This is a genomic window from Streptomyces sp. S063 (assembly GCF_002832675.1).
In the GTDB taxonomy this organism is placed as follows: domain Bacteria; phylum Actinomycetota; class Actinomycetes; order Streptomycetales; family Streptomycetaceae; genus Streptomyces; species Streptomyces sindenensis.
The window spans coordinates 2,602,988-2,626,147 of sequence record NZ_CP021707.1 but is presented as its reverse complement, the minus strand read 5'-3'; the positions used below and the strand labels follow the sequence as shown (position 1 = coordinate 2,626,147).

Below are 23,160 nucleotides of genomic sequence, written 5' to 3'. Positions count from 1 at the left end.
GGAGGGTTTGCCAGGAGTTATCCGCCGCACGCCGGGCGGCGACCCGCGCCGGATCCCCGAACGCCTGGCCGTCCTGTGATCAGCTGTCCGGCAACCTTCCGCCCGGTCTCCGCGTCTTTCCTCGAAACGTGAGCCCCCGGTGCCCCGTTCGGCGGCATTACAGTGGGCCGGAACATTCGGGCGGGCCGGGGGGACCGCAAGCCACGATCAGCAGGGAGCGCATGACGTGCGGCCGGTAGGCAGCAAGTACCTGCTCGAGGAGCCGCTCGGGCGCGGCGCCACGGGCACCGTCTGGCGAGCCCGCCAGCGGGAGACCGCGGGCGCCGAGGCAGCCGTCGCGGGTCAGCCCGGCGAGACCGTGGCCATCAAGGTCCTCAAGGAAGAGCTGGCCAACGACGCCGACGTGGTGATGCGGTTCCTCCGGGAGCGCTCGGTCCTGCTGCGGCTCACGCACCCGAACATCGTGCGCACCCGCGACCTCGTCGTCGAGGGCGATCTCCTCGCCCTGGTGATGGACCTGATCGACGGCCCCGACCTGCACCGCTACCTCCGGGAGAACGGCCCGCTCACCCCGGTCGCCGCCGCCCTGCTCACCGCGCAGATCGCGGACGCGCTCGCCGCCAGCCATGCCGACGGCGTCGTCCACCGCGACCTCAAGCCCGCCAACGTGCTTCTCGACGAGCGCGACGGCGGCATGACCCCGATGCTCACCGACTTCGGCATCGCACGCCTGGCCGACTCCCCGGGCCTGACCCGGACCCACGAGTTCGTCGGCACGCCCGCCTATGTGGCCCCGGAGTCCGCCGAGGGCCGCCCGCAGACCTCCGCCGTCGACATCTACGGCGCCGGGATCCTGCTGTACGAGCTGGTCACCGGCCGTCCGCCGTTCGCCGGGGGCACCGCACTCGAAGTCCTGCACCGGCACCTCAGCGAGGAGCCCCGCCGGCCCTCCACCGTCCCCGGACCGCTGTGGACGGTCATAGAGCGCTGCCTGAGCAAGGACCCGGACCGGCGGCCCAGCGCCGAGAACCTGGCCCGTGGTCTGCGTACGGTCGCGTCGGGCATCGGCGTCCACGCGACCTCCGCCCAGATCGCCGCCGCCGAAGGGGTGGGCGCCCTGCTCGCCCCCGACCCGGCGCCCACGGCCGTCCCGGACACTCCCGGCGCGGCCGACCCCACGCAGGTGCTGCCGAGCAACGCGGGCTCCTACGACCCCGCCGCGGCCACCAGTGTGCTCCCGCAGACCGGCCCCGGCGGGCAGGGGCAGGGCCCGGGCGGCAGCCAGGGCCACCCCGACCCGACCGCCGTCATGCCGCCCGTGCCGCAGCGCCCCGACGGACCGCCGCAGCCGGACGGCCCGCACCCCTGGCAGTCGCAGCTCCAGGCGGCCCGCGACCGCAACGAGCAGACCCAGGTGCAGTACCTGGACCCGAGCCAGGACCCGCTGCGCCGCCGCCCTCAGCGCCAGCAGCAGCCGCCGCAGCAGCCGCCCCAGCGGCAGCAGCAGCCCGCGCAGCGCCGGCAGCAGCCGCTCCAGCAGCAGTACCCGTACCAACCGCAGCAACAGCAACCGCAGCGCTACCAGCAGCCGCAGCAGCCCCAGCGGCAGCAGTACGCGCCCCCGCAGCCGCAGCCGCAGCAGCCGGCTGCCCGGCCGCCGCGCGAGCCGCGTCCGCCGCGGCAGCGCGGTGCCAACCCGATGCGCATCCCCGGGCTCGGCTGCCTCAAGGGCTGTCTGTTCACCCTCGTCCTCCTGATCGTCGCCGGCTGGCTGATCTGGGAGCTGACCCCGCTCCAGGACTGGGTCGCCCAGGGCAAGGGCTACTGGGAAGCGATCGGCGACGGGATCGGCAAGGTCTCCGACTGGCTCTCCGAGCTCGGCGACAGCGCCGGAGGATCGGGCGGCGCCTGACCCGTACGCCGAAGGGCCCGGCGCGGCCGGGCCCGCCTCACGACCGGTCCCTGACCCGCAATGTTGTCTCTTTGTCGACTTCTCCGGGCCCATTCCGCCCGGAGAAGTGAAGGTCGGTGCCATCCTGGGCGCGTGACACCCCGAACGCCGCGTAACTTTGTCGACCGGGGGTCCACCGCCAGCCGCTGAGGGAGCAGTCTTGGCACGGAATATCGGCAGCCGGTACACGGCCCACCAGATCCTGGGGCGCGGCAGCGCCGGCACGGTATGGCTCGGCGAGGGGCCCGAGGGCCCGGTCGCCATCAAGCTGCTCCGTGAGGACCTCGCGTCCGACCAGGAGCTCGTGGGCCGCTTCGTACAGGAGCGCACCGCCCTGCTCGGACTCGACCACCCGCACGTGGTCGCCGTCCGGGACCTCGTCGTGGACGGAAACGACCTGGCCCTGGTCATGACCCTCGTACGCGGCACCGATCTGCGCACCCGCCTGGACCGCGAGCGCCGCCTCGCGCCGGAGGCCGCCGTCGCGATCATCGCGGACGTGGCCGACGGGCTGGCCGCCGCGCACAAGGCCCAGATCGTCCACCGGGACGTCAAGCCGGAGAACATCCTGCTGGACATGGAGGGCCCGCTCGGCCCCGGCGGCGCGCACCCGGCGCTGCTCACCGACTTCGGCGTCGCCAAGCTGATCGACACCCCGCGCCGCACCAAGGCCACGAAGATCATCGGCACGCCGGACTACCTGGCCCCCGAGATCGTCGAGGGCCTCCCGCCGCGCGCCGCCGTCGACATCTACGCGCTCGCGACCGTGCTGTACGAGCTGCTCGCCGGGTTCACCCCTTTCGGCGGCGGCCACCCCGGCGCGGTCCTGCGCCGCCACGTCACCGAGACCGTCGTCCCGCTCCCCGGCATCCCCGAGGAGCTCTGGCAGCTGCTGGTCCAGTGCCTGGCCAAGGCCCCCGCCTCCCGGCTGCGCGCCTCGGAGCTGGCCGTACGGCTGCGCGACCTGCTGCCCCTGCTGGCGGGGATACCCCCGCTGGAGGTGGACGAGCCGGGCCCCGAGGAGAGCGACCAGCAGCCCGCCGCCTACGACGAGCAGCAGTACACCCCGGCCGCCGAGGAGCCCCGCCGCCGCGGGGCGGTCCCGCTGGTGCCCGGCTCCGCCCCCGACTCCAACCGGGACACCCACACCAGCATGCGTGTGCCGGCCCCGGACGAGCTGGCGGGCGGCCCTCTCGGTACGGCGCGCGCCCCCCGCGCCCCGGGAAGGCCCCGCCCCGGCTCCGCCCGGAACAAGGCGGCGTCCGTCCGCAAGCGCCGCATCACGCTGGGTGCCGCCGCCGTGCTGCTCTGCGGGGCCGTCGCGGTCGGCGGGTGGCTGGCCACCGGTGGCGGCGACGGGGGCGGAGCGCCCCAGGACAGCGAGAACTCGGCCCCGGCGACCCCGTGAGCGCGCCCCCGGCCCGGGCCGGTTTCCGGCCGGTTCCCGGGTGAGGGCAAGCTTCATCCGCCCAGCCGTTACGCTGGACCCGTGGCAGTCGTCGATATTTCCGAAGAGCTGAAGTCCCTCTCCTCGACCATGGGGTCGATCGAGGCCGTCCTGGACCTGGATGCGCTGAGGGCGGACATCGCCGCGCTCGAGGAGCAGGCAGCGGCACCGTCCCTGTGGGACGACCCGGACGCGGCCCAGAAGATCACCAGCAAGCTTTCGCACCTCCAGGCCGAGGTCCGCAAGGCCGAGGCCCTGCGCGGCCGCATCGACGACCTCGAAGTCCTCTTCGAGCTCGCCGAGGCCGAGGGCGACGCCGACGCGCAGGCCGAGGCCGAGGCCGAGCTGGAGTCGGTGAAGAAGGCGCTGGACGAGATGGAGGTCCGCACGCTCCTCTCCGGCGAGTACGACGCGCGCGAGGCCCTGGTGACCATCCGCGCCGAGGCCGGCGGCGTCGACGCCGCCGACTTCGCGGAGAAGCTCCAGCGCATGTACCTCCGCTGGGCCGAGCAGCACAACTACAAGACCGAGGTCTACGAAACCGCGTACGCCGAAGAGGCCGGCATCAAGTCGACCACCTTCGCCGTCCAGGTCCCGTACGCCTACGGCACCCTCTCCGTCGAGCAGGGCACCCACCGCCTGGTCCGCATCTCGCCCTTCGACAACCAGGGCCGCCGTCAGACGTCCTTCGCGGGCGTCGAGGTGCTCCCGGTCGTCGAGCAGACGGACCACATCGAGATCGACGAGTCCGAGCTGCGCGTGGACGTGTACCGCTCCTCGGGCCCCGGCGGACAGGGCGTCAACACCACGGACTCCGCGGTGCGTCTGACCCACCTGCCCACCGGCATCGTCGTCTCCTGCCAGAACGAGCGCTCGCAGATCCAGAACAAGGCGTCCGCGATGAACGTCCTCCAGGCGAAGCTCCTCGAGCGCCGCCGCCAGGAGGAGCAGGCCAAGATGAACGCGCTCAAGGGCGACGGCGGCAACTCCTGGGGCAACCAGATGCGTTCGTACGTCCTCCACCCGTACCAGATGGTCAAGGACCTGCGTACGGAGTTCGAGATGGGCAACCCCGAAGCGGTCTTCAACGGCGAGATCGACGGCTTCGTCGAGGCGGGTATCCGCTGGCGCAAGCAGCGGGAGAAGTAGCTTCAGCGGTACGGAGGTTGGGCCCGGACGGGGAACTGTCCGGGCCCTCCTGCGTTGGGGAGGATCTGTGCCCGATACGTCACAGTCACGCTTCCGAATAGCCGTCAACACCCCTCATATCGGTGCCTAGTGCACGGAACGGCCTTGACGTAATCCTTAACTCTGGCCAGGGTGCTAGAGCAGCATGCGTATGCCTGGGGCGGGTGTGTACCGGGGGCGGGGCGGGGTGACCACGACACGACGTGGCCTTGCCGAGAGCGATACCCCCAGGGCCCGCTGCCCGCATATGGCTGCTCCACTGACGAGATCGGCTACTGGGGGTAGCAACAGATGACGAAGAAGACGCGTGTTCGCGTCGCGCGGATAGCCGCTGGTGCGGTTATTGCCGCGGGTGCCTCGCTGACTGCGGCCGGCGCGGCGCAGGCGCTGGAGATCGGCGTCGACACCGGCGTCGCGGACGTCAACGTCCAGGCGGACCTGCTGGACGCTGACGACCCGATCGGCGGTGCCGACCCGGGCGGCGCCGCGGGCGAGACCACCACGGGTGAGACCACCGGCGAGACCACGACCGGTGAGACCACCACGGGCGAGACCACGGGTGAGACGTCCACCACCGGTGAGACCACGACCGGTGAGACCACCGGCGAGACCTCGACCACGGGCGAGACCACGACCGGTGAGACCACCGGCGAGACCTCGACCACGGGCGAGACCACCACGGGCGAGACCACCGGCGAGACGTCCACGACGGGCGAGACCTCGACGACCGGTGAGACCACCACGGGTGAAACCACCGGTGAGACCAGCACCTCGGGTACCACCGGCACCACGGGTTCGACCGGCGCCACCGGCTCGACCGGCACCACGGGTTCGACCGGCTCGACCGGCACCACTGGTACCACCGGCACCACCGGCACCACCGGCGGCGACCAGGGCGGCACCAGCTCCACCGGCGGCTCCACCACCGGTGGCGACGACACCGGCTGCACCGTCGACCTCGACGGCGCCGAGTGCACCGACAACACCGACACCGACAGTGTCGGCAACAAGCCGGTCGAGCAGAGCAAGGGCAAGGAAGAGCTCGCCGAGACCGGTGCGGCCGAGACGACCTTCCTGGTCATCGGTGCCGCGACGATGATCGCGGGCGGCATCGGCTTCCGCATCCTGCCGCGCCTCGTCGGCGGCGGTCGCACGGTCGCCTAGTCAGCGGCGGGCCGCGGCGGACCGTACCGGTGCGTAGAGGGCGCAGGTCAGGCCCGTACGCACTCCCGTACACGGCACGGCACGGCATGACGAAGGGCCCGGGAGGGCGTACAACGCCTCCCGGGCCCTTCTGCGCGCCCGAACCGCTCAGGCGGCCGTACGCATACGTCTGTCAGCCCCGACGGGGCGATGAGGGGCGGCCCCAGGGGCCGTACGAGCGTGCGGGCCCGGATCTCAGGCAGCCTGGTGGGCCAGCAGCGCGAGCGCCGTCAGCAACACCACCATCAGGGCGATCAGCATCGCCGGGCTCATCCCGGCCAGCGGGCCCTGGCCCTGCTCCTCCAGCATCTGCTGCCGCACGGCACGGCAGACGCGGCAACGGCCCTCGCTCACGGGCGCCGCGCAGTTCGCGCACACCAGTCGGTCATAGGTCATGCGCATTCCTCCTCCCGCGCGGCGGAGCCGCTTGCCTGCTTTCTCTCCGCACAACGCTCACGGAAACGCAACCGTTCCCCCCACCACTGTGCCAGCTCGCGGCGATTTCGGCGCGGCCCGCCGGACAAGGTCCGGCACGACCCGTTTCGTACCGTGGGGCGATTCGCCATATAACACCCATTGCCGGACGCCGCCTGCACGCGTGAGCCCGGTTCGCGTATGGTCACGCTCACCTACTCCCGGCCGACCGTGGTGCATCCGTGATCCGATTCGACAACGTCTCCAAGACCTACCCGAAGCAGACCCGACCGGCTCTGCGCGATGTCTCGCTGGACATCGAGAAGGGTGAGTTCGTCTTCCTGGTGGGGTCCTCCGGCTCCGGCAAGTCGACCTTCATGCGACTGATCCTGCGCGAGGAGCGTGCCAGCACGGGCATGGTCCATGTGCTCGGCAAGGACCTCGCGCGGCTGTCCAACTGGAAGGTGCCGCAGATGCGCCGCCAGCTGGGGACGGTCTTCCAGGACTTCCGCCTGCTGCCCAACAAGACGGTCGCGGAGAACGTGGCCTTCGCGCAGGAGGTCATCGGCAAGCCGCGCGGCGAGATCCGCAAGGCCGTGCCGCAGGTCCTCGACCTCGTCGGCCTCGGTGGCAAGGAAGAGCGGATGCCCGGCGAGCTCTCCGGTGGTGAGCAGCAGCGTGTGGCCATCGCCCGCGCCTTCGTCAACCGCCCCATGCTGCTGATCGCGGACGAGCCGACCGGCAACCTCGACCCGCAGACCTCGGTGGGCATCATGAAGCTGCTGGACCGGATCAACCGGACCGGCACCACCGTGATCATGGCGACCCACGACCAGAACATCGTCGACCAGATGCGCAAGCGCGTCATCGAGCTCGAGCAGGGCCGTCTCGTACGCGACCAGGCACGCGGCGTCTACGGCTACCAGCACTGACCGAGGGGCTCCGGCCCTTCGTGCATTTCGAGCATCGAGTACTGAAAGGACGCCATGCGCGCCCAGTTCGTCCTGTCGGAGATCGGCGTCGGTCTCCGCCGCAACCTCACGATGACCTTCGCGGTCGTGGTCTCCGTCGCCCTCTCGCTCGCCCTGTTCGGCGGTGCGCTGCTGATGCGCGAGCAGGTCAGCACGATGAAGGACTACTGGTACGACAAGGTCAACGTCTCGATCTTCCTCTGCAACAAGAACGACGCCAAGGACATGCCCAAGTGCGCCAAGGGGGCTGTCACCAAGGAGCAGAAGGCGGAGATCAAGGCCGATCTGGAGAAGATGGACGCCGTGGAGACGGTCCACTTCGAGACGGTCGACGAGGCGTACAAGCACTACCAGGAGCAGTTCGGCGACTCCCCGATGGCGGGCAACATCACGCCCGACCAGATGCAGGAGTCGTTCCGCGTGAAGCTGGACGACCCGCAGAAGTACAAGGTCGTCGCGACGGCCTTCGCCGGGCGGGACGGGGTGCAGTCCGTCCAGGACCAACGGTCCATCCTGGACAACCTCTTCGAGCTGATGAACGGCATGAACGTCGTCGCGATCTACGTGATGATCCTGATGCTCGTCATCGCGCTGATCCTGATCGTCAACACCGTGCGCGTCTCCGCGTTCAGCCGGAGACGTGAGACGGGCATCATGCGCCTCGTCGGGGCCTCGGGCTTCTACATCCAGGCCCCCTTCATCATGGAGGCGGCCGTCGCCGGTCTGATCGGGGGCGTGCTGGCCTGCGCCATGCTGCTCGGCGGCCGGTACTTCCTGATCGACGGCGGTCTCGCCCTCCAGGAGAAGCTGAACCTCATCAACTTCATCGGCTGGGACGCCGTCCTGACCAAGCTTCCGCTGGTGCTCGCGATCGGTCTGCTGATGCCCGCCGTCGCCGCTCTCTTCGCGTTGCGCAAGTACCTGAAGGTGTGACATGTGCCCCCTGGGGCGCACGGGCGATCGCCCGTGCGCCCCAGGGGGTTTGTCCTAGACTCGTCGCCATGTCGGGCTCCGCTCAACGCTTCGGGCCCCGCGGTCGTCGCCGCGGGGCGGCCCTGACATTGGTCTTCGGGTGTGCGCTCGCCACCGCCGCCGCGACCGGTTCGCTGCCGCAGGAACCCGAGCCCGGGCCCGGTCCGCAGACCCGTGCCGTCTCCTCCACCGTCGCCCCGGTCGACCACGACGAGATCGAGGACGCCGCAGCCGAGGCCGAGGCCGACGGCAAGTCCGTGAAGGACGCCGCCGAGGAGGTCGTCAGCCGCAGCGGGGACCGCTGGGGCGCGGTCTACGACCAGCGGGAGTACGAGGAGTTCGAGCAGGCGCTCGACGGCACCTACACGGGCGTCGGGCTCTCCGCCCGGCGCACCGGCAGCGGCGAGGTCACTGTCTCCCGCGTCCAGCCCGGCGGCCCCGCCGACCGGGCCGGCATCCGCACCGGCGACCTGCTGCGCACCCTGGACGGCCGCGCGATCGGCAAACGCCCCGTCGCGGAGGTCGTCGCGTTACTGCGCGGCGACGGTACGGGGGCGGCCGAGGGCAGCCGGGTGGAGCTCGGGCTCGTCCGGAAGGGGCGGAGCTGGACCGAGACCCTGGAGCGGGCCCGGCTGACCACCGAGGCGGTCACCGTGCGACGGCTGGGGGACGGGCCCGCGTCGGCGGTCCTGGTCAAGGTCGCCGCCTTCACCAAGGGGGCGGGGGCCGACGTCCGGGACGCGGTCCGGGACGCCCCCGACGGGGCGGGGATACTCCTCGATCTGCGCGCCAACTCCGGCGGACTCGTCGCCGAGGCCGTCGTCGCCGCCTCCGCCTTCCTGGACGGCGGCCTGGTCGCCACGTACGACGTACGCGGGGACCAGCACGCGCTGTACGCCGATCCGGGCGGTGACACGGACCGGCCGGTCGTCGTCCTGGTCGACGGCGGCACGATGAGCGCCGCCGAGCTGCTGACCGGCGCCCTCCAGGACCGGGGCCGCGCGGTCACCGTCGGCTCGCCCACCTTCGGCAAGGGCTCCGTGCAGATGCCCAGCAGGCTGCCGGGCGGCTCGGTGGCCGAGCTGACCGTCGGCCACTACCGCACCCCGGGCGGCCGCAACGTCGACGGCAAGGGCATCACCCCTGACCTCGTGGTGGGGGAGCGGGCCCAGCAGCGGGCCGAGACGGTATTGAGTGGCCTCGGGGGTGGGTCGTAGTGCGAAAATGACCGCACTATGGCGAAGGAAAAAGACACCGGGCGCAAGATGATCGCGCAGAACAAGAAGGCGCGGCACGACTACACGATCCTCGACACCTACGAGTGCGGTCTCGTCCTCATGGGGACGGAGGTCAAGTCCCTGCGCATGGGGCGGGCCTCCCTGGTCGACGGCTTCGTGCAGATCGACGACCACGAGGCGTGGCTCCACAACATCCACGTCCCCGAGTACGTCCAGGGCACCTGGACCAACCACGCGGCCAAGCGGAAGCGCAAGCTGCTGCTGCACCGGGCCGAGATCGACAAGCTGGAGTCGAAGTCGCAGGAGACGGGCCACACCATCGTGCCGCTCGCGCTGTACTTCAAGGACGGCCGGGTCAAGGTCGAGATCGCGCTCGCCAAGGGCAAGAAGGAGTACGACAAGCGGCAGACGCTCCGCGAGAAGCAGGACACGCGGGAGACGAACCGCGCCATCGCGGCGGCCCGCCGACGGCAGCGCAGCGCCTGAGGCCCCCCTCGCGGGGAATACGCTGGCATCGTCCGGCGTTGGTCACGTACGATGGGCCGTGCACCTCAGCGAAGGTGCGTGCGTTGAAAAATCAACATGGGGATGATCGGTTTCGACAGCGGATGTCGAAGCAGGGGAAGCGAGTCGAGGAAGCGGCAATGATCTCGTAAACCATATGTCGCAAACAATAATCGCCAATTCCAAGCGCGATTCCTCCGCCTTCGCCCTCGCTGCCTAATTAGCAGCTAGCGAAGACTCTGCGGAGTGTCAGCCCGGGAGTGATCCCGACCCGGATCCTGGCATCAACTAGGGATCTAAACTTCTCGGCCCGGCCACGGGGCCGAGAAGGAAATCAAACAGTGGCTGGGCCTGTCGGAGGCTTGTTCGCGTGACCTCCGGGGCCGAGAAAAGCGTAGCGAACTGCACTCGGAGAAGCCCTGGTTCCGCACCGTTGGACGCGGGTTCGATTCCCGCCATCTCCACCACCCCATGTAAGCCTCCGCCCCGCGAGTTCACTCGCGGGGCGGAGGCTTTTCGACGGTTCGGCCTCCTCGGACAGCTCCAGGTCGATGCGGGAACAGCCGCCGACTCGGCCTCTCCCAGCCATCCGTCCAGGTCAACTCCCCTTTGGTGGGGCAGTTTTCATCCGCCGTACCAGGTCGGGCGAAGCCGTTGCGGCCGTTCCCGCGCCCGCGATGACGAGCGCGAGGGCCGCCGCGGACAGCGGGGCCGCATAGCCGGCGACCGTCCCCGCGTGCTCGACCAGCCAGCCGCCCACCGCCGCCCCGGCCGCGACCCCGCCCAGCAGCGCCGTCACCGAGAGCGTCATGCCCTCGTTCAGCTGCTCCGGGCGCGTGGCCCGCTGGATCAGCGTCATGCCCGTGACCATCGTCGGCGCGGTCGCCGCCCCCGCCAGCAGCAGGCAGAGCGCCAGGACCGGCAGGGAGGCCGACCCGGTGGCGGCCAGCAGCGGCAGGGACATCAGGGTCGTCATCGCGGCCAGGCACAGCAGCAACCGGAGGCGCACGTTCCGGGCGGGCCGCAGCGAACCGTAGAGCAGACCCGCCGCGCACGAGCCCGCCGCCTGGAGCGCCAGGATCGCGCCCCCGGCATGCGCGATGGAGACCACCTCCATCGACCCGAACACCGCCCCCGTGGCGAGGAACACCGCCAGCAGCGCGGGCATCCCGGGCGTGCGCAGGGGTGAGGCCACCGCCCTCGTGCGCGGGGTGACGGGTGGTTCCGTGGCGCGCTGGGCGGCGAAGATCAGGACGCCGGTCATCAGGAGCACCGCCCCCACCAGCGTGCCCGCCTCCGGGAACAGCGCCCCGCAGAGCGTCGCGGCCAGCACCGGGCCCAGCATGAAGCACAGCTCGTCGGCGGCCTGCTCGAAGGAGTTCGCGGTGTGCAGGGCGGCTGGATCGCCCCGGTGCAGATGCGCCCAGCGGGCCCGGGACATCCCGCCGGTGTTCGGGGTCGTCGCGGTCGCGGCGTACGCGGCGAACAGCGTCCAGGCCGGGGCGTCGTGGTACACGCACAGCACCAGGGCCAGCGACCCCAGTACGGCGAGCGCGGTGGCGGGCACGGCGACACGCGCCTGCCCGAAGCGGTCCACCAGCCGGGCGGTGAACGGCGCGACCACCGCCGTGGCCGCCAGGCCGGTCGCGGTGACGGCGCCGGCGAGGGCGTACGAGCCCCGGGACCCGGCGATCATGATGACCGCGCTGACGCTGAGCATCCCCATCGGCAGCCGGGCGATCAGATTGCCCGCCGTGAAGGCGCGGGCCCCGGGCGTCGCCAGCAGTCGGAGGTACGGATTCGAGGCAGGCCGCGCCCGCCGAGGCGCGGCGCTCGTCGGCGCGGAGCACGGGGCCGCGATCAACTGGCCGCCGGAGACGGCGAGGAGGGGAGCGGAGGCCGTGGCGGGCCGGGGCGCGGGCACCGGACGGGCGCGCGGACCTGTCCGGGCCGGAACGGCGGAGCCGGCGGACGGTCGCGGCGGGACGGCGGGCCCGGCCGGGGTGTGCGGGACGGGCCGGGGTGGGGTCTTGGGGCGGGCGGCAGGGGATATCGGCATACGGACCAGGCTCGCCGTGCCCCGTCGTCCGGGTCCAACACCTTCTGCGGAGCGATTCACGCGTACGGGTTGTGAATGCGGTCCCGCGCGGTAGATTCGCGGCGTGCCTCCCGCCGACACCGACCCCCGACTCCTGCGCGCCTTCCTCGCCGTCGCCGACGAACTGCACTTCACCCGGGCCGCCGCCCGGCTCTTCGTCGCGCAGCAGGCGCTGAGCCGGGACATCCGGCGGCTGGAGCGCGAGCTGGGCGCCGAGCTGTTCGTCCGGACCACCCGCCAGGTCGCACTCACCCCGGACGGCGAACGCCTGCTGCCGTACGCCCGCCGGGTGCTCGACGCGCACACCGAACTCGCCGGGGCCTTCAGCGGCGCGCCCGCCCGGCCGCTGCTCGTGGATCTGAACAGTGACGGGGCCACCGCCGCCCGGGTGCTGGGGCGCGCCCGCGAGCTGGTGCCCGAGTGCGAGCTGATGGCCCGCTTCGAGTCCGGGCTCACCTGGGCCGCCGCCGAGATCCTGGCCGGCCGGCTCGACGCCTCCTTCGGCCGGGCCGCCGGGCTGGCCCGCGCCGTGCGGGCGGGGCTCTCCACGCACCCCGTGCGGTACGAGCCGATGGCCCTGATGCTGCCCCTGTCCCATCCTCTCGCCGAGCGGGAGACCGTCGCCCTGGCCGAGCTGTCCGGCGAGACCGTCTACGCGGGGGCCGGCAACGAGCGGACCCGGGAGTGGACCGACCTCGCCGCATCGCTGTTCGCCGAATGGGACATCGCGATGGCTCCGCCCGTTCCGCTCGCCGTGGGCGTGGCCGAATTCCAGCGGGTCATGGAGAAGGGCGGGCACCCCGTGCTCGCCGTCGTCGACTTCCCACCGCTGCCCGGGACCGTCCTGCGCCCGCTCGTCGACCCGGTTCCGCTTTCGCCGGTGTCGCTGGTCTGGCGGAAGGGGCTGCGGCATCCCGGCGTAGACGCGCTGCGCAACGCTACTGACCAGTTGGCCCTTGCCGAGGGGTGGCTGGACCTGCCGTCCGGGGCCTGGTTGCCGGAGTCCGATCTGTCACTGATGCGCAACCGTTCCTGATCAACTCCGTTCAGGGGCACTTGGGCGTCAACTCCGTGCGCTACATTCATCCTCCGGGTGCATGGACGCCAGGTTCGTGGAGGGGTGGGGGCCCAGTCCGACAGTAAAGAACCAGTCAAGTTCGGTGTGCCTGATTCATTGAGTGGGGGATGGGCTGCACCTGTGGACAATTGGCGCGAAGGCATGAGAACCGGGCATACGCACGAGCCCAACGACGCGACGATCCAGCTCGACGGACTGGGCCGTCAGCTCGCCGAACTGCCCGGCGAACCCGCCCCGCCGGAGAACTCCGACGGCCCCGTCTTCGTCGACGAGAGCGGCCGCCGCAGCAAGACCTTCCGACGCCTCGGCTGGGTCCTCGCCACGGTCTGCACCGGTTACGCCGTGACGCTGGTCTTCGCCGTCCTCGGCGGAAACTCCAGCGCCCCCTGGCTGCCCCTGTCCGGGCCCAAGGAGGCGGCGAAGGCGGAGCAGGTCGAGGACCTTCCCGAGACCGGCACCGTCGACGACGGCCTGTCCGACGACGGCGCCCCGGAGCCGGGGCCCAGCGCCTCCGGATCACCGGCGGCCGGAGTCTCCGGCGCCCCCACGGGCGCCACCCCGTCGGCCACCTCCGTGGTCGTGCCCGCCGGTTCGGCGGACCGCCCCTCCGCGTCCGTCTCCGCGGACCCGTCCCGCCCCGCCACGGGCGGTGGCAGCGGCGGAGGTGGAGGCGGCGGCGCCACGAAGCCGGCCCCCACGACCTCGGCCGCCGAACCGCCGGTCCACCCCACGCCGCCGCCCGCAGAGCCGGAGCCGACCGAACCGACGGCCCCGCCCGTCGAGGACCCCGAACAGCCGGTGCAAGAAGAGAGCGCCCCGTAAATGAACTCCCCGCCACGCGGGGCAGGAACGGCAAGGACGGCAGGAGGCGTAAGGCGTCACGTGGCCGGAGCCGACTCAGGCTCCCCATGCGCTACCTCCTGCCGACGACCCTTCTCGTCGCCCTGCTCGCGATGCTGATGCTGCGCGGATACGTGCACAGCGAGATCCTCGCCGACCACCGGGTCCGCGACGCCGCCCCCACCCATCAGGTGCCCGAGGACGTCCTGACCGGCGGTCCCGTCATCGACGCCCGCTCCGGTGACGCGAAGACCCTGCGCATACCCGACCGCCGGATCGTCCTGACCTTCGACGACGGACCCGACCCGGTGTGGACGCCGAAGGTGCTCGACAAACTGAAGGAGTACGACGCCCACGGCGTCTTCTTCGTCACCGGCAACATGGCCGCCCGCCACCCGGACCTGGTCCGGCGGATGGTGGAGGAGGGCCACGAACTCGGCCTGCACACCTTCAACCACCCCGACCTCTCCTACCAGTCCACCGCGCGCATCGACTGGGAGCTGTCGCAGAACCAGCTGGCGCTGGCGGGCGCGGCCGGGGTCCGCACCTCGATCTTCCGGCCGCCCTACTCCTCCTTCTCGGACGCCATGGACAACAAGTCCTGGCCGGTCACCGAGTACATCGGCAGCCGCGGCTACCTCACCGTCGTCAACGACACCGACAGCGAGGACTGGAAGCGCCCCGGGGTCCGGGCCATCGTCGAGCGGGCCACGCCGAAGAACGGCAAGGGCGCGATCATCCTGATGCACGACTCCGGCGGCGACCGCTCGCAGACCGTGGCCGCCCTCGACACCCTGCTGCCCGACCTGAAGGAGAAGGGCTACACCTTCACCCGCCTCACCACCGCCCTGGACGCCCCCAGCGCGCACACCCCGGTCACCGGGTTCGCCCTGTGGAAGGGCAAGGCGTTCGTCTCCGCCGTCGCCGTCTCCGAGCGGATCACCGGCGTCCTGGTCGTCGGGCTCGCCGCCATCGGCGCCCTGGTGCTGGCCCGCTTCGGCCTGATGCTGCTGCTCTCCTTCCTGCACGCCCGCAAGGTCCGCCGCAGGAACTTCAGCTGGGGCGAACCCCTGCGCCGCCCGGTCTCCGTCCTGGTCCCCGCGTACAACGAACGCGAGTGCATCGAGGCGACCGTGCGCTCCCTGGCCGCCAGTGAGCACCCCATCGAGATCATCGTCATCGACGACGGCTCCACCGACGGCACCGCCGACCTCGTCGAGGCCATGCGGATGCCGCACGTACGGGTGGTGCGCCAGCGGAACGCGGGCAAGCCCGCCGCCCTCAACAACGGCATCCGGCACGCCCGCTACGACATCGTCGTGATGATGGACGGCGACACCGTCTTCGAACCGGCCACGGTCCGCGAGCTGGTCCAGCCCTTCGCCGACCCCCGGGTCGGGGCCGTCGCGGGCAACGCCAAGGTCGGCAACCGCGACTCCCTCATCGGCGCCTGGCAGCACATCGAGTACGTGATGGGCTTCAACCTGGACCGCCGGATGTACGACGTGCTCGGCTGCATGCCCACCATCCCCGGCGCGGTCGGGGCGTTCCGCCGCGAGGCCCTGGAACGGGTCGGCGGGATGAGCGAGGACACCCTCGCCGAGGACACCGACGTCACCATGGCCCTGCACCGGGACGGCTGGCGCGTCGTCTACGCCGAGAACGCCCGCGCCTGGACCGAGGCCCCGGAGTCCGTGCAGCAGCTCTGGTCGCAGCGCTACCGGTGGAGCTACGGCACCATGCAGGCGATCTGGAAGCACCGCCGCGCGGTCATCGAGCGCGGACCGTCGGGCCGCTTCGGGCGGGTCGGCCTGCCGTTCGTCTCCCTGTTCATGGTCGTCGCCCCGCTGCTCGCGCCGCTCATCGACGTGTTCCTGCTGTACGGACTCGTCTTCGGCCCGACGGGCAAGACCGTGGCCGCGTGGTTCGGCGTCCTGGTCGTCCAGGCCGTCTGCGCCGCGTACGCCTTCCGGCTGGACAAGGAACGCATGACGCACCTCCTCTCGCTGCCGCTCCAGCAGATCCTCTACCGCCAGCTCATGTACGTCGTGCTGCTCCAGTCCTGGATCACCGCGCTCACCGGCGGCCGGCTGCGCTGGCAGAAGCTGCGCCGCACCGGCGCGGTGGAGGCCCCCGGCGGCGTCTCCGCCCAGCGGCGCGGCACCGGGTCCGTCCCCGAGCGGGGGCCCGTCGGATGAGCGCCGCCACCGTGCCCGCCGGAGCCCCCGCGGCGCCCCCCGCCACGAAGGGGAAGCCCGGCCGGGACCGCTATCTCGACCTGCTCCGGACGATCGCCCTGGTCCGGGTGGTGATCTACCACATCTTCGGCTGGGCCTGGCTGACCATCCTGTTCCCCTCCATGGGCGTGATGTTCGCCCTGGCCGGCTCGCTGATGGCCCGTTCGCTGGGCCGCCCGGCCCTGGGCGTCATCCGGGGCCGGATCCGCCGCCTGCTGCCGCCCATGTGGGTGTTCGCGCTCGTCGTCGTACCGATGATGTTCGCGCTGAGCTGGCAGCCGGTGAAGGAGGAGGGCGCGTGGTGGTTCATCAAGCTCGCCTGGTACGTCTTCCCGGTCGGCGCGCCCCCCTTCCCCTGGTCCAGCGGTGACCGGGCCGGTCTGCTGGAGGAGACCTGGGCGGTCCAGGCGGCCGGGCCCCTCTGGTACATCCGCGCCTACCTCTGGTTCGTCCTCGCCTCGCCCCTGCTGCTCCGGGCGTTCCGCAGGCTGCCCTGGGCGACGCTGCTCGCCCCGCTCGGCCTGACCGCCGTGATCGGCACCGGCCTGGTGACGATCCCGGGCGAGACCGGAAACGCGCTGAGCGACTTCGCCGTGTTCGGCTCCTGCTGGATCCTGGGCTTCGCCCACCACGACGGGCTGTTCACGGACGTGCCGCGCTACCTCACGATCTCGCTGGCGTCGATCGTCATGGGCTTCGGGCTGTGGTGGGCCTCCGGGCACCTCACCGCGGACGGCTGGGACCTCAACGACATCCCGCTGGCCCAGGCGACCTGGTCGCTCGGCTTCTGCGTGATCCTGCTCCAGTACGCCCCGTCCTGGCAGGAGCTGCCCGGCCGGCTCGCCCGCTTCGACCGGCTGGTCACACTCGCCAACAACCGGGCCGTGACGATCTACCTCTGGCACAACCTGCTGATCCTGGCGACGATCCCGCTGCTCGACCTCCTCTGGGAGATCCCGTACGTGGACGCGCACCTGGGATCGGCGGTCGAGGCCGGGTACACCCTGCTGATGACCCTGCTCGTCTGGCCGCTGATCGCGCTCATGATCGTCGCCGTGGGCTGGGTGGAGGACGTCGCCGCCAAACGCCGGCCCCGCCTCTGGCCGGACGGCAGACGGTAGCGGGCACCGCATCTCACCGGGCCGGGAACGGCCCGGTGAGAGCAAGGTTGCGCACCGGTCACCTCGCGGCACCACGCCGAAACGCGGGCTCCCTAGCGTCGGGAACAACACCCCGACCCCCTGTGGAGGCGCGTGATGGCAGGCCGTTGGATCGAGACCTGGGAGCCGGAGGACGAGACGTTCTGGCGGGAGAAGGGCGAACGGGTCGCCCGCCGCAACCTCTGGTACTCCGTGCTCTCCGAGCACATCGGATTCTCCATCTGGACCCTGTGGTCGGTGATGGTCCTGTTCATGGGACCGGAGTACGGCATCGACCCGGCCGGGAAGTTCTTCCTCATCTCGACCGCCACCCTCGTCGGCGCGCTGGTGCGGGTGCCGTACACCTTCGCCGTCGCCCGCTTCGGCGGCCGCAACTGGACGATCTTCAGCGCGGTGAGCCTGCTCGTCCCGACCCTGGCCGCGTTCTGGGTGATGGAGCCCGGGACCTCGTACGGCACGTTCGTCGCGGTCGCGGCGCTCACCGGCATCGGCGGCGGCAACTTCGCCTCGTCGATGACCAACATCAACGCCTTCTTCCCGCTGCGCAAGAAGGGCTGGGCGCTCGGGCTCAACGCGGGCGGCGGCAACATCGGCGTCCCCGTCGTCCAGCTCGTCGGCCTGCTCGTCATCGGCACCCTGGGCGCCTCGCACCCCCGGATCGTCCTCGGGGTCTACATCCCGCTGATCGTCCTCGCCGCCGTCTGCGCAGCCCTGTACATGGACAACCTCCGGCCCGTGAAGAACGACACCGGGGCCGCGCTGGAGGCCGTCCGCGACCCGCACACCTGGATCATGGCGGTCCTCTACATCGGCACCTTCGGCTCGTTCATCGGCTACAGCTTCGCCTTCGGCCTGGTGCTCCAGACCCAGTTCGGCCGGACCCCGCTCCAGGCCGCCTCGCTCACCTTCGTCGGCCCGCTGCTGGGCTCCCTGATCCGGCCCGTCGGGGGCCGCCTCGCCGACCGGTACGGCGGGGCGCGCATCACCCTGGCCACGTTCGTCGCGATGGCCGCCGCCACCGGCGTCGTCATCCACGCCTCCGGGACCGCCTCGCTGCCGGTCTTCCTCACCGGTTTCACCGCCCTGTTCGTCCTGACAGGCCTCGGCAACGGCTCGACGTACAAGATGATCCCCGGCATCTTCCACACCAAGGCGCTCGCCCGGGGCCTGGACGGTGAGGCGGCCGCCGTCCACGGACGGCGGCTCTCCGGCGCGGCCATGGGCCTGATCGGGGCCGTCGGCGCGCTCGGCGGCCTGGCGATCAACCTCGCCTTCCGCCAGTCCTTCCAGGCCTCCGGCACCGGAACCGCGGCCTTCTGGTCCTTCCTCGCCTTCTACGGGGTGTGCACCACGATCACCTGGGCGGTATACCTTCGCCGCCCCGCACCGGCGCCCGCCCGGGCCCAGCTCGGCTACGCGGAGGTGTAGAAACGGCACGGTCCGGTGTCGTGCGACGTAACGGCCGGGAAATACGGGGGAACCGAGCCTGTCACGCACCGTTGGCAGTCTCGGCCCTCCGTACATCGCGTCACGAGCGGAAGCCATCGCGTATCAGCGGGGAACCATCGCGCACCAGCGGGAACACAGGAGCCGGGAACACGCCATGCAGGACGACGACACAACGCACGGCCCCCTCGCGGGCTTCACCGTCGGGGTGACCGCCGCCCGCCGGGCCGAGGAGCTGGGCACCCTCCTCAAGCGCCGCGGGGCCGCCGTCCTGCACGCCCCCGCCCTGCGGATCGTGCAGCTGGCCGACGACAGCGAACTCCTCGCCGCCACCAAGGAGCTGATCGGCCACGCCCCCGACGTGGCGGTCGCCACCACCGCGATCGGCTTCCGGGGCTGGATCGAGGCGGCCGACGGCTGGGGCATCGGTGACGCGCTCCTGGAGACCCTGCGCGGGGTGGAACTCCTCGCCCGGGGCCCCAAGGTCAAGGGCGCGATCCGGGCCGCCGGGCTCTCCGAGGCCTGGTCGCCCGGGTCCGAATCGATGGCCGAGGTCCTCGACCGGCTCCTCGCCGAGGGCGTCGCGGGCCGCCGGGTCGCCCTCCAGCTGCACGGCGAACCGCTGCCCGGCTTCGTCGAGTCCCTGACGGCCGCGGGCGCCGAGGTCGTCGTCGTCCCCGTCTACCGCTGGATGCCGCCGCAGGACCTCGCCCCGCTCGACCGGATGCTCGACGTCACGGCCGCCCGGGGCCTGGACGCGATCACCTTCACCAGCGCGCCCGCCGCCGCCTCGTTCCTGGGCCGGGCCGAGACCCGCGGACTGCTCCCGGAGGTCCTCGGCGCCCTGCGCGACGACGTGCTGGTCGCCTGCGTCGGACCGGTCACCGCCCTCCCGCTCCAGGCCCGGGGCATCGACACCCTCCAGCCCGAACGCTTCCGGCTCGGCCCCCTCGTCCAGCTGATGTGCTCCCACCTCCCGGCGGCCGCCCGCATCCTGCCCGTCGCCGGACACCGCATCGAGATCCGGGGCCACGCGGTCCTCGTCGACGACGAACTGCGCGCGGTGCCGCCCGCCGGCATGGCCCTCCTGCACGCGCTGGCCCGCCGCCCCGGCTGGGTCGTGGCCCGCGCCGACCTGCTGCGGGCCCTGCCCGGCAGCGGCTCCGACGAGCACGCGGTGGAGACGGCGATGGCCCGGCTCCGCTCGGCGCTGGGCGTGCCCCGGCTGATCCAGACGGTCGTCAAGCGCGGCTACCGGCTGGCGCTGGACCCGTCGGCGGACACGGAGTGCGGGCGCTGAGGGCCCCCTCCCAGGAGTCGGGCCTGGTCCGCAGGAGCCGGGGCCCCGGGCACGGCCCGGCCGTCCCGGTTAGCGTGACCGGATGACCGACCGCACCCACCTGCTCGCCCCGGACGTGGCCTTCCGGCCCGCCGAACTCGCCGACGCGCCCTCCTTCGCCGCCACCCTCACCCATAACCGCGCGTACATGCGCCGCTGGGAACCCGTACGCCCCGACACCTTCTACACCGTCGAGGGCCAGGCCGCCCGGCTCACCGCCCTGCTGGCCGACCGGGACGCCGGGCGGGCCATGCCCTGGGTGCTCGCGGACCCCGACGACCGGGTGATCGGCGCCTTCACGCTCTCCGCGATCGAGCGGGGCCCGTTCCGCAACGGCCGCCTCGGCTACTGGGTCGCCGAGGGCCACGCCGGCCGCGGCCTCGCCACCGCGGCCGTCCGGGCGGTCTGCGAGGCGGCCCGCGACCGGCTGGGCCTGCACCGCGTCGAGGCGGCGACCGTCACCGACAACGCCCCCTCCCAACGGGTGCTCGCCAAGGCCGGGTTCGAGCGGACCGGCACCGCGCCCGGCTATCTGCACATCAACGCCCGCTGGCGCGACCACCACCTCTTCCAGCGGCTTCTCCACGACGACCCGCCGACCGGCTGACCGTCGTCGCCGGAGCCTCCCGCGGGGTTCCGGCCGGGCCCCGACAGGAGCACTCTGGGGAGGGTCGTTCCACCGGGTGGCCCAGGGCGGTGAGCGGGATCATGGCAGCGGGCAGGGGTGCGCGGATGTGGCGGTTCGACGCGGGCCGGATCTGCCTCGACCTCGTGGCCACGGAACGCGCGGGCGGGGTGCCCGGCACCTGCGAACAGCTCGGCGGGCCGGGCCACTTGGCCCAGTGGCTCACCGACGCCCGGCTCGTCCCGCCGGGCACCGCACTGGCGGAGCTGGACGACACCTGGGTGGCCCGCTTCCACGAACTGCGCTCCGACATCTCGCGGTTGATGGCCGCTCAGCTCGGCGGCCCCCCGGCCGACGGCGCGCTGGAACGGGTCAACTCCCGCGCTTCCGCAGCGCCTCCGGGCCCCCGGGCGGTGCGTGGCGCGGACGGCGGCCTCGTACGGGCCCTGAGCGCCGCGCCCGACTGCGCGGGGCTCCTCGCCGTCGTCGCCCGGGACGCGGTGGACCTGCTCACCGACCCCGTCGCGCGGGCCGCCCTGCGCCGTTGCCAGGGGGAGGCCTGCCACCGGCTCTACCTGGACACCTCGCGCGGCGGACGGCGGCGCTGGTGCTCCGGCGAGGTCTGCGGCAACCGCGAACGGGTCGCCCGGCACCGGCGCCGGACCTCCGGAACGACCGGTGCCCCCGGCCCGGCGACACCCGGCGCGTACGGTCCGGGTGAACCCGGCCCGCCCGGCCCGGAGAAAGAAAATCCGCCCGGCGTTGAATGAACCGGCGCCCACCCCCGTATCGATGGTCCAGGAGCTCGTTTCAGAGGTCTCGACCGGGAGGTTCGGGTGCGCAAGGATGCGGCCGTGGCCGATGACCGTCCGCCCAGGGCTCGACATCGCAGTGAGCCGCCCCAGCCCCCCTCCGGGATACCGGACGAGGAACTGATGCGGGCGCTGTACCGCGAACACGCCGGGCCGCTGCTCGCGTACGTCCTCCGACTCGTCGCGGGCGACCGCCAGCGGGCCGAGGACGTGGTGCAGGAGACGCTCATCCGTGCCTGGAAGAACGCCGGCCGGCTCAACCGGGCCACCGGCTCAGTCCGACCCTGGCTGGTGACGGTCGCCCGGCGCATCGTCATCGACAACCACCGCAGCCGGCAGGCCCGGCCGCGCGAGGTCGATCCGTCGCCGCTGGAGGTCATTCCCGCGGAGGACGAGATCGACAAGGCGCTGTGGCTGATGACGCTCTCGGACGCGCTGGAAGATTTGACCCCCGCGCACCGGGAAGCATTGGTCGAGACCTACTTCAAGGGGCGTACGGTCAATGAGGCCGCCGAAGTGCTCGGTGTGCCCAGCGGGACCGTGCGGTCCCGGGTGTTCTACGCACTGCGCTCGATGAAGCTCGCACTCGAAGAGAGGGGGATCACGGCATGAGCGACCAGCAGTGGCAGCCGTTCGGGCCCCGGCCTCCCGGTCACCGCACGCCGTCCGGTCCCTCAAGTCCCCCGTATGCGGCGGGTCCTGCACACCCCTCAGGGCCCGCCCACCTCACCGGCGTCCCCGGCCCGTCCGGCCCGCCGGGTTCCTCCGGCCCGCCCGGACGCTTCGGCGCCGGTCCGGGCCGCGGCCCGGACTCCGAAGGGTCCGAGCACGACGCGGCCGCCGCGTACGTCCTCGGCATCCTCGACGACGCCCAGGCGAGCGACTTCGAGGCCCATCTCGCGGGCTGCGCCCGGTGCGCCGCGCATCTCGACGAGTTCGCGGGGATGGAGCCGATGCTCGCGATGCTCTCCGAGGCCCCGTCCGCCGTGCCCGGCGCCCGCCCCGTACCGCATGTGCCCGAGAAGCCCGCGCCCCGGCTGCTCGGCGGACTGATGGACGAGGTGGCGCGAAGGCGGCACCGCCGCACCCGGCGCAGCCGCTACTGGGTCGCCGCGGCCGCCGCCCTCATCGTCGGCGGCCCGGTCGCCGCGTTCGCGGTCACGGCGGGCGACGACCGCGGCGGCGGATCGGTGGCCGTGGGCGAGCCGCACCCCACCAGCCCGGCCGAGGACGCCTTCTTCGAGCACATGACGGAGAAGGTCTCGGCGACCGACCCCACCACCCGGGTCGGCGCGACCGTCGGCATGGAGGAGAAGGCCTGGGGCACCCACACGGTCCTGGAGCTGAAGAACGTCAAGGGACCGCAGAAGTGCACGCTGGTCGCCGTCTCCAGGACCGGCGAGGAAGAGGTCGTCACCTCCTGGTCCGTCCCGCGGTGGGGGTACGGCATCGAGGGCGCGACGAACCCGACGGCGAGGGCCCCGCTGTACGTCCACGGCGGGGCGGCGATGGACCGCGAGGACATCGCCCGCTTCGAGGTGCGGACCTTCGACGGGGAGCGGCTGGTGGAGATCGGGGCCTGACCAGGGCGCGACGCGCGACCGCCTGCCGGTCGGCAGGTGCGCCCGGGCCCCCTT

General features: G+C 72.1%; 20 protein-coding genes and 1 other RNA gene. 19 read left to right on the top strand and 2 right to left on the bottom strand.

The genetic code is table 11. The annotated features are described in order from the left end of the window. The first annotated feature begins 226 nt into the window (after positions 1-226). From CCZ36_RS11865 to CCZ36_RS11850, 4 genes are all read left to right on the top strand, one after another. The gene (locus CCZ36_RS11865; protein ID WP_128817611.1) at positions 227-1,912 is read left to right on the top strand and encodes a serine/threonine-protein kinase; all 1,686 of its coding nucleotides are present in this window, start codon (positions 227-229) and stop codon (positions 1,910-1,912) included. Positions 1,913-2,111: 199 nt separating this feature from the next. Further along, positions 2,112-3,359 (top strand): serine/threonine-protein kinase, encoded by a 1,248-nt coding sequence (locus CCZ36_RS11860; RefSeq protein ID WP_069738948.1) that lies wholly within the window; start codon positions 2,112-2,114, stop codon positions 3,357-3,359. Between the two features lie 81 nt (positions 3,360-3,440). Beyond that, on the top strand, positions 3,441-4,547 hold the full coding sequence (gene prfB, locus CCZ36_RS11855) for a peptide chain release factor 2 (RefSeq protein ID WP_030708835.1): 1,107 nt from the start codon (positions 3,441-3,443) through the stop codon (positions 4,545-4,547). A 330-nt stretch (positions 4,548-4,877) separates the two neighbouring features. Then, on the top strand, positions 4,878-5,750 hold the full coding sequence (locus CCZ36_RS11850) for an LPXTG cell wall anchor domain-containing protein (RefSeq protein ID WP_128817610.1): 873 nt from the start codon (positions 4,878-4,880) through the stop codon (positions 5,748-5,750). Positions 5,751-5,984: 234 nt separating this feature from the next. Here the strand turns inward: CCZ36_RS11850 and CCZ36_RS11845 are convergent, their stop codons facing one another. Beyond that, positions 5,985-6,185, bottom strand: coding sequence for a hypothetical protein (locus CCZ36_RS11845; protein ID WP_030087514.1), 201 nt, complete (start codon positions 6,183-6,185; stop codon positions 5,985-5,987). 260 nt (positions 6,186-6,445) lie between these two features. Here CCZ36_RS11845 and ftsE point away from each other — a divergent pair, with 260 nt between their 5' ends. The 5 genes from ftsE (at position 6,446) to ssrA (ending at position 10,355) form a co-directional block, all read left to right on the top strand. After that, on the top strand, positions 6,446-7,135 hold the full coding sequence (ftsE, locus tag CCZ36_RS11840; RefSeq protein ID WP_003968787.1) for a cell division ATP-binding protein FtsE: 690 nt from the start codon (positions 6,446-6,448) through the stop codon (positions 7,133-7,135). A 54-nt stretch (positions 7,136-7,189) separates the two neighbouring features. Continuing rightward, complete coding sequence (gene ftsX / locus CCZ36_RS11835; RefSeq protein ID WP_010062141.1) at positions 7,190-8,107, top strand: permease-like cell division protein FtsX; 918 nt, start codon at positions 7,190-7,192, stop codon at positions 8,105-8,107. A 68-nt stretch (positions 8,108-8,175) separates the two neighbouring features. Further along, the gene (locus CCZ36_RS11830) at positions 8,176-9,363 is read left to right on the top strand and encodes a S41 family peptidase (RefSeq protein ID WP_128817609.1); all 1,188 of its coding nucleotides are present in this window, start codon (positions 8,176-8,178) and stop codon (positions 9,361-9,363) included. Positions 9,364-9,381: 18 nt separating this feature from the next. Next, positions 9,382-9,870: an SsrA-binding protein SmpB gene (gene smpB, locus CCZ36_RS11825; RefSeq protein ID WP_003968790.1), complete on the top strand. Its 489-nt coding sequence runs from the start codon at positions 9,382-9,384 to the stop codon at positions 9,868-9,870. A gap of 98 nt (positions 9,871-9,968) precedes the next feature. Further along, positions 9,969-10,355: a transfer-messenger RNA gene (ssrA, locus tag CCZ36_RS11820) on the top strand. Between the two features lie 131 nt (positions 10,356-10,486). Here the strand turns inward: ssrA and CCZ36_RS11815 are convergent. Beyond that, positions 10,487-11,947 (bottom strand): MFS transporter, encoded by a 1,461-nt coding sequence (locus tag CCZ36_RS11815; protein ID WP_237302640.1) that lies wholly within the window; start codon positions 11,945-11,947, stop codon positions 10,487-10,489. 103 nt (positions 11,948-12,050) lie between these two features. Here CCZ36_RS11815 and CCZ36_RS11810 point away from each other — a divergent pair, with 103 nt between their 5' ends. From CCZ36_RS11810 to CCZ36_RS11765, 10 genes are all read left to right on the top strand, one after another. Next, on the top strand, positions 12,051-13,022 hold the full coding sequence (locus CCZ36_RS11810; RefSeq protein WP_069738952.1) for a LysR family transcriptional regulator: 972 nt from the start codon (positions 12,051-12,053) through the stop codon (positions 13,020-13,022). Positions 13,023-13,184: 162 nt separating this feature from the next. Further along, positions 13,185-13,886, top strand: coding sequence for a hypothetical protein (locus CCZ36_RS11805; protein WP_128817608.1), 702 nt, complete (start codon positions 13,185-13,187; stop codon positions 13,884-13,886). An 86-nt stretch (positions 13,887-13,972) separates the two neighbouring features. Beyond that, the gene (locus CCZ36_RS11800) at positions 13,973-16,102 is read left to right on the top strand and encodes a glycosyltransferase (protein ID WP_069742716.1); all 2,130 of its coding nucleotides are present in this window, start codon (positions 13,973-13,975) and stop codon (positions 16,100-16,102) included. Beyond that, complete coding sequence (locus CCZ36_RS11795; protein ID WP_069738955.1) at positions 16,099-17,262, top strand: acyltransferase family protein; 1,164 nt, start codon at positions 16,099-16,101, stop codon at positions 17,260-17,262. The genes CCZ36_RS11800 and CCZ36_RS11795 overlap by 4 nt, the downstream gene beginning before the upstream one ends. Positions 17,263-17,397: 135 nt before the next feature. Next, positions 17,398-18,729: a nitrate/nitrite transporter gene (locus tag CCZ36_RS11790; RefSeq protein ID WP_069738956.1), complete on the top strand. Its 1,332-nt coding sequence runs from the start codon at positions 17,398-17,400 to the stop codon at positions 18,727-18,729. Positions 18,730-18,904: 175 nt separating this feature from the next. Beyond that, positions 18,905-20,047, top strand: coding sequence for a uroporphyrinogen-III synthase (locus CCZ36_RS11785; protein ID WP_069738957.1), 1,143 nt, complete (start codon positions 18,905-18,907; stop codon positions 20,045-20,047). A gap of 82 nt (positions 20,048-20,129) precedes the next feature. Continuing rightward, complete coding sequence (locus CCZ36_RS11780; RefSeq protein WP_128817607.1) at positions 20,130-20,693, top strand: GNAT family N-acetyltransferase; 564 nt, start codon at positions 20,130-20,132, stop codon at positions 20,691-20,693. A 101-nt stretch (positions 20,694-20,794) separates the two neighbouring features. Then, positions 20,795-21,481, top strand: coding sequence for a CGNR zinc finger domain-containing protein (locus CCZ36_RS11775; protein ID WP_234427821.1), 687 nt, complete (start codon positions 20,795-20,797; stop codon positions 21,479-21,481). A gap of 66 nt (positions 21,482-21,547) precedes the next feature. Next, the gene (locus CCZ36_RS11770) at positions 21,548-22,135 is read left to right on the top strand and encodes a sigma-70 family RNA polymerase sigma factor (protein ID WP_069738960.1); all 588 of its coding nucleotides are present in this window, start codon (positions 21,548-21,550) and stop codon (positions 22,133-22,135) included. Then, on the top strand, positions 22,132-23,106 hold the full coding sequence (locus CCZ36_RS11765) for an anti-sigma factor family protein (protein WP_069738961.1): 975 nt from the start codon (positions 22,132-22,134) through the stop codon (positions 23,104-23,106). The genes CCZ36_RS11770 and CCZ36_RS11765 overlap by 4 nt, the downstream gene beginning before the upstream one ends. The last annotated feature ends 54 nt before the right edge of the window (positions 23,107-23,160 follow it).

Excerpts from the sequence above, each read along its gene's own strand:
- CCZ36_RS11850 (WP_128817610.1), top strand. The coding sequence starts at position 4,878 with ATGACGAAGAAGACGCGTGTTCGCGTCGCGCGGATAGCCGCTGGTGCG.
- CCZ36_RS11845 (WP_030087514.1), bottom strand. The coding sequence starts at position 6,185 with ATGACCTATGACCGACTGGTGTGCGCGAACTGCGCGGCGCCCGTGAGC.
- ftsX (WP_010062141.1), top strand. The coding sequence starts at position 7,190 with ATGCGCGCCCAGTTCGTCCTGTCGGAGATCGGCGTCGGTCTCCGCCGC.
- CCZ36_RS11830 (WP_128817609.1), top strand. The coding sequence starts at position 8,176 with ATGTCGGGCTCCGCTCAACGCTTCGGGCCCCGCGGTCGTCGCCGCGGG.
- smpB (WP_003968790.1), top strand. The coding sequence starts at position 9,382 with ATGGCGAAGGAAAAAGACACCGGGCGCAAGATGATCGCGCAGAACAAG.
- CCZ36_RS11815 (WP_237302640.1), bottom strand. The coding sequence starts at position 11,947 with ATGCCGATATCCCCTGCCGCCCGCCCCAAGACCCCACCCCGGCCCGTC.
- CCZ36_RS11800 (WP_069742716.1), top strand. The coding sequence starts at position 13,973 with ATGCGCTACCTCCTGCCGACGACCCTTCTCGTCGCCCTGCTCGCGATG.
- CCZ36_RS11795 (WP_069738955.1), top strand. The coding sequence starts at position 16,099 with ATGAGCGCCGCCACCGTGCCCGCCGGAGCCCCCGCGGCGCCCCCCGCC.
- CCZ36_RS11790 (WP_069738956.1), top strand. The coding sequence starts at position 17,398 with ATGGCAGGCCGTTGGATCGAGACCTGGGAGCCGGAGGACGAGACGTTC.
- CCZ36_RS11785 (WP_069738957.1), top strand. The coding sequence starts at position 18,905 with ATGCAGGACGACGACACAACGCACGGCCCCCTCGCGGGCTTCACCGTC.
- CCZ36_RS11780 (WP_128817607.1), top strand. The coding sequence starts at position 20,130 with ATGACCGACCGCACCCACCTGCTCGCCCCGGACGTGGCCTTCCGGCCC.
- CCZ36_RS11775 (WP_234427821.1), top strand. The coding sequence starts at position 20,795 with ATGGCAGCGGGCAGGGGTGCGCGGATGTGGCGGTTCGACGCGGGCCGG.
- CCZ36_RS11765 (WP_069738961.1), top strand. The coding sequence starts at position 22,132 with ATGAGCGACCAGCAGTGGCAGCCGTTCGGGCCCCGGCCTCCCGGTCAC.